At 46.8% G+C, this 5,842-nt stretch carries 6 protein-coding genes; all 6 read right to left on the reverse strand.

All coding sequences use genetic code 11. From position 1 onward, the window contains the following. Nucleotides 1-32 precede the first annotated feature (32 nt). Complete coding sequence (locus CLOSYM_RS02790) at nt 33-1,322, reverse strand: S41 family peptidase (protein WP_021640865.1); 1,290 nt, start codon at nt 1,320-1,322, stop codon at nt 33-35. 199 nt (nt 1,323-1,521) lie between these two features. Continuing rightward, nucleotides 1,522-2,727, reverse strand: a complete 1,206-nt coding sequence (locus CLOSYM_RS02795; RefSeq protein ID WP_044902078.1) for a murein hydrolase activator EnvC family protein — start codon at nt 2,725-2,727, stop codon at nt 1,522-1,524. A 24-nt stretch (nt 2,728-2,751) separates the two neighbouring features. Beyond that, on the reverse strand, nt 2,752-3,660 hold the full coding sequence (gene ftsX / locus CLOSYM_RS02800) for a permease-like cell division protein FtsX (protein WP_003501487.1): 909 nt from the start codon (nt 3,658-3,660) through the stop codon (nt 2,752-2,754). Then, nucleotides 3,650-4,336: a cell division ATP-binding protein FtsE gene (gene ftsE / locus CLOSYM_RS02805; RefSeq protein WP_003501485.1), complete on the reverse strand. Its 687-nt coding sequence runs from the start codon at nt 4,334-4,336 to the stop codon at nt 3,650-3,652. Before ftsE ends, ftsX begins: the two co-directional genes overlap by 11 nt. Nucleotides 4,337-4,466: 130 nt before the next feature. Next, nucleotides 4,467-5,555 (reverse strand): PucR family transcriptional regulator, encoded by a 1,089-nt coding sequence (locus tag CLOSYM_RS02810; RefSeq protein ID WP_003501483.1) that lies wholly within the window; start codon nt 5,553-5,555, stop codon nt 4,467-4,469. A gap of 98 nt (nt 5,556-5,653) precedes the next feature. Continuing rightward, the coding region (locus CLOSYM_RS23150; RefSeq protein WP_207638254.1) for a hypothetical protein at nt 5,654-5,842 on the reverse strand (189 nt) is incomplete at its 5' end.

Below are 5,842 nucleotides of genomic sequence, written 5' to 3' on the forward strand. Positions count from 1 at the left end.
GCGGCGTCCTCACCTGCTTAACTAAATCTCCACTATTTTTCCTCTATTATGCGTATTGCTTCCTGAAGCTGGTTATCCATATCCTCCGGAATTACAGGCATCTTGGCAGCCTCTTCATTCAGCTCCACCTCCACGTCAGGAGCGATTCCTTCTCCGTGAATGTCGTGTCCGTTCGGCGTATAGTAATGATTTGTCGTCAGTTTTACGGCGCTTCCGTCGGAAAGCGGGAAGAGCGTCTGCACAATTCCTTTTCCGAATGTCTGTGTACCGACCACTGTGGCCGCCTCATAATCCTTCAGCGCACCGGTAAATACCTCAGAAGCACTGGCGGAGTTGCCGTTTACCAATACCACCATCGGTATCTCCAGACTGTGACCGTCTTTGGCATCATATACCTCTTCTGCGCCATCTTTATCCGCTACCGTAAGGATCCGCCCGCCGTCCTTCAGGACGTAATCGGCCATGGATACTACCGTATTCAATTCACCACCCGGGTTATTTCTCAAGTCAACAATCAGTTTCTTCATCCCCTGAGTGTTTAACTCCTCTATCTTCTGCTTGAACTGGGCATCCGTCACCTTGTCAAACTCAATTACGGAAATATAGCCGATCTCTTTATCCAGCATTTTTCCTGTTACGGTCTGTACATCGACCGGTTTTCTCGTCACGGTAAGGTCCACGTATTCCCCTGTATCTTCCCGGTAAACCGTAATCTCTACGTTGGTGTCTTCCTCGCCCTTGATATAGTTGTTGACCATAATAGTCAGATCCATCCCCGTTACTTCCGTATCGCCTACGGCAAAGACTATATCTCCCGGACGGATTCCGGCTTTCTCGGCAGGGCTGCCTTCAAATACACGGATAATCGTGGAGACGCCTGTCTTCCTGTCCTGTGAAACCATCGCTCCGATACCGCAGTAGGAACCGTTTGTCTCATCCATAAAGCTGGCCAGTTCCTCCGGCGTATAGTAAACTGCGTAGGGATCATTCAGGCCGAAAAGGAAACCGTTGTAAATTCCGGATTCTTCCTTTTCCACTTCCACCTTATCTTCAAACAGGTACTTCTTGTCAATAATCGTCTGAAGCTCCGTAAGCTTTCTGTTGACGCGCTCCATATCGAGAGTCTGATTGCCAGCCTGACCGTCGGCGCTCGCCTCCGCCCCGGAATTACCCTGCTCCGCCTGCACCTGTACCTGATTGTCAATGACGCGCCGTCCAAACATATAAATTCCGGCCGATGTCCCCACTGTCACCAGGCAGGCGAATGCCGTAACAAGGACGCCGACCATGACGCCTCTCCAGAATTTACTTCTATTGTCCATCTCTAATGCCTCCTAATTTATGGGTTGATATTGTTTCACTCCACGCTCGATATATTGTCAGAGTGCGACTGCATCCTACGTAGAAGCGTGGTTGATCTCATAGCAGTGGGGGAAAACCGATTACTCTCCGCTCACCACTGCCGTTAAGTTTGTTTTTGAACTTAGGGCCTCTGTTCAGTAAGAGTACCGAACCGTTTCCCTATGGGCTTACATATTTTGCCGGATTTACATAACTTCCATTCAGCCGGACGCCGAAATGCAGGTGCGGTCCGGTAGAATAGCCGGTAGAACCTACTTTTGCAATGACCTGTCCCTGCTTTACCGTGTCACCGGCTGATACCAGCAGCTGGGAACAATGCATATACACGGTGGATACTCCTCCGCCGTGGTTTAACATGATATAGTTCCCGGCAGAATAGCTGTATGTAGAAATTGTCACAGTTCCGTCGGCCGCCGCAACAATATTGCTTCCCGTAGGCGCGCCGATATCTATTCCCTGATGGTTTGAAGAAGCGCCTTCGGTCGGTGACTCCCTTCCTCCGAAGCCGGATGTAATCCTGCTGCTGGAAGGACACGGCCATATAAATTTAATATTCCCAATACTTACCGTATTATACTTCTGCCCTGCCGCCTCAGCCTTTTTCCTGGCTTCCTCTTCCTGTCTTTTGATCTCCGCCTCTATCTGTTTAATCTTATCTTCCTGAGCTTTAATATCCTTTTCATAAGCTTCCACCTGAGCCGTCTTGGTCCCAATCTGGGAATTTACCTTCTTAAGCTCCGCCGATTTTTCATTGACCAGCGTCTCCACAGAATTTTTCTTGCTTGTCGTCTGCTCCTGCAGCACAACCAGCTCCGCCTTCTCTTTCTCAAGCTGCGCCTTGTCATCTGCTATCCCGTCTTTGACTGCAGCATATTGATCCAGCATATTTCTATCATATTCAGATATTTTTGAAATATATTCCGCTCTGTTTAAAAGCTCCGACATGGACTTCGACTGCAGAAGAATATCCAGGTAACTGCTGTCACCCTTCTCGTACATGTATTTGATACGCTTTTTCATGGCCTCATACTGCTTCTTTTCCACTTTTCCGGCCTCATCAAGCTTTACCGCGGTCTCTTCAATAGTCTTCTCTTTATCACGGATATTTCCTTCCAGCCTGTTCACTTCCACATTCAGCGTCTCAAGCTGGGAGTCCAGCTTCCTTACATAGGTTTCCGTATCCGCTTTCAGTGTTTCCAGCTCTTTGATAGCCTGCTCTGTCTTCTTTTTCTCCTCCTCGATGGAAGAAATCTTTCCCTTGGCGCTGTCCACGTCTTTTTTAGAGGCCCCATATGCGGGCGCTGCGGCCAGGGATGCCAGAAGAATAGCCAGAACTGTTCTTTTTACTGCTGCATTATGCCTCATCTTTTGCTCCTTATGCACAGACTCCTATACCTTCAGATGTTTCCGAATGGTAAAGAAGCTTCCGACAAAACCGATTCCCACACCGAGAGCCACCGCCACTGCGATCATATACGGGAAAATGGTGTCGATTGGTATAAACTCAATAATGTTAGATATGATATGGAATTTTTCAATCATGTATTCCACCGCACTCCTGTAAAGGAAATAAACGCTGACAAGCGGAATAGCCGCCCCGGCAAATCCGATAATAATACCCTCCACAACAAAGGGGGCACGGATCATAAAATTGGTGGCCCCAATCAGACGCATGATTTTGTTCTCGTCCTTCCGGAAGGCCGCTGCCGTGGAAATCGTATTGCTGATCAGGAACACCGCCACCGCCAGCAGTATTGCAATAATCACTGCCGAAATCAGCCCCAGCATCTTATTAAAGGTGGAAAGCCCTGATGCCGTGTCATTGGAATAGTTAATCTTCCTGATACCTGCAATCGTATTCAGATAGGACACAATGACATCCTGATCCGCGATATCCTTCAGATAAATTTCGTAAGATGCCGATCCGGCCAGCGGGTTATCATCCGCAAAGCCTTCCGCCAGTTCCTCCGCATCTTTAAAATATTCCTTCTGGAATGTCTCCCATGCCTCCTCGGCTGAAATATACTTTGTTTCTTTTATCTCTTTCCTGGCGGCTATCTCTTTTCCGATTGCCAGAATATCTGCTTCCGCCATATTTTCATCGAAAAATACAGTGATTCCCACCGTGGTTTCTGCATTTTTCACCATATACTGTACATTGGCCACCAGGGCAAAAAACATACAGAATAAAAAAATGCACGCTGAAATGATAGCCGTCGAAGCCAGGGAAAACCAGATATTCCTGCCTATATTTTTCATACCTTCTTTCAGGCAATATGTAAATGTACTAAGCCTCATATGCGATACCGCCTTTTATCTCATCCTCCGCCACAACTCCGCGGTCCAGGGTGATTACCCGTTTTCCCATCCTGTTTACAATCTCCTGACTGTGGGTAACAACGACTACAGTGGTACCCCTGTTGTTGATTTCTTCCAACAGCCTCATTATCTCCATTGAATTCTGCGCATCCAGATTACCGGTCGGCTCATCCGCCAGCAGAACCTCGGGCGAATTAATGAGAGCCCTGGCAATCGCCACCCTTTGCTGCTCCCCGCCGGAAAGCTGGTTCGGGAATGATTTATATTTTGATGAAAGCCCCACCAGCCTGAGCATCTCCGGAACCGACTCTTTAATCGTTCTGGTCGGCACACCGATTACACGCTGGGCAAAGGCTACATTTTCATACACTGTCTTATCCTTTAAAAGGCGGAAGTCCTGAAACACTACCCCCAAACGCCTCCTGTATTTCGGCACATATCTTCTGGGCATCTTCCCCAGCTCCATATCGTTCACGATGATTTTCCCTGATGACGGCTCCACTTCCTTTAAAAGCAGCTTCATAAGCGTGGATTTACCGGAACCGCTGCGCCCCATAATAAAGACAAACTCACCGTCCTCTATCGTGATATTAATATTTTTAAGCGCCCTGTTTCCCGCTTTATATGTCTTATTGAGACTCATTATCTCTATCATCTTCTGTGTATCCCTCAACTATAGAATTGCTGCGGCACAGATACGCGATCCATACCACAGCATTCCCCGTTTCCCTCTGTTTAGATTTGCTTCAAGATCTCACCGTTACCGTTCACGTAACATCTCATCATCAATAATCAAGGTTCTCCATATACTTCATGTATTTAACTACCATAAGCGCAATTTTAAAGGTTATGGCATCTTCAAATACCCTCAAATCCAGACCGGTACTCTTCTGAAGCTTGTCAAGACGGTACACCAGCGTGTTCCTGTGGATATAGAGCTGTCTGGACGTCTCTGATACGTTGAGGCTGTTCTCAAAGAATTTGTTGATCGTGGTCAGAGTCTCTTCATCGAAATCATCCGGTGATTTTCCGTCAAAAATTTCCTTGATAAACATCCGGCAAAGAGGGAGCGGAAGCTGGTAAATCAACCGGCCGATTCCCAGTTTGCTGTAGGCCACAACATTCTTTGTGCTGTAGAAAATTTTCCCCACGTCGAGAGCCATCTTTGCCTCTTTATAAGAACGCGATACATCCTTAATCTCATTGACAATCGTACCAAAAGCGACGTTCACTCTCGTCAGCGCCTCTGTATTCAGCATATCAACAATCATGCTGGCCGTCTTCTCCAAATCATCATAGGTTTCTCCCGGTTTCACTTCCTTAACCAGAATAATATCCTTCTCATCCACCGCCGTAATAAAATCCTTCGTCTTTGTGGAGAACAAACTTCTCACCGTCTCAAGCGCATTGACATCTTTCTCATGCTGTGTCTCAATGATAAAGACAATTCTCTTAACATTGGTCTCAATATGGAGCTTCTTCGCCCTGTTGTAGATGTCTACTAACAGCAGATTGTCAAGCAGAAGGTTCTTGATAAAGTTATCCTTATCAAATCTCTCCTTATAGGCAACAAGCAGGTTCTGAATCTGGAACGCCGCCATCTTGCCCACCATATAAACATCGTCACTGCCGCCCTTGGCAAGCAGAATATATTCCAGCTGGTGTTCATCAAACACCTTAAAAAATTGATAGCCCTGAATAACCTGACTGTCCGCCGGAGAGTCCACGAAAGTCAGAATCGCACTTTCATACTCCTCAGCACCGGTAAATGTGGACGCAAGAACTTTGCCTTCTGTATCACAGATACTTAAGTCCACCCTGGTAATCCCCTTCAAGCCTTCAATATTTGTCTGGAGTATCTGATTTGATATCATATCCTTCTCTCCTTTGATTTTATATTTTCCCTGATTACTATATTAATGCAAAACGGAGAAAAATAAAAGAGGGTGTCTGAAAAAAATTAAAATAAATATTATTTAAGCAGGTGATGTCCCCTCCGCAATTGATTCCGCCTGCTTCCCCGGTTCAGGTTTTCGCAGGGACGGAAGACCCAGGCGGAAATTTCCGCGATACCGGACATGGTCCGTTGCGGGCGCTGATTGTCTCCAGTCTCCGAGCACAGGTCATCGCCATCAATCACAGCAAATTGAGCGGAATTAAA

Source organism: [Clostridium] symbiosum ATCC 14940, assembly GCF_000466485.1.
In the GTDB taxonomy this organism is placed as follows: domain Bacteria; phylum Bacillota; class Clostridia; order Lachnospirales; family Lachnospiraceae; genus Otoolea; species Otoolea symbiosa.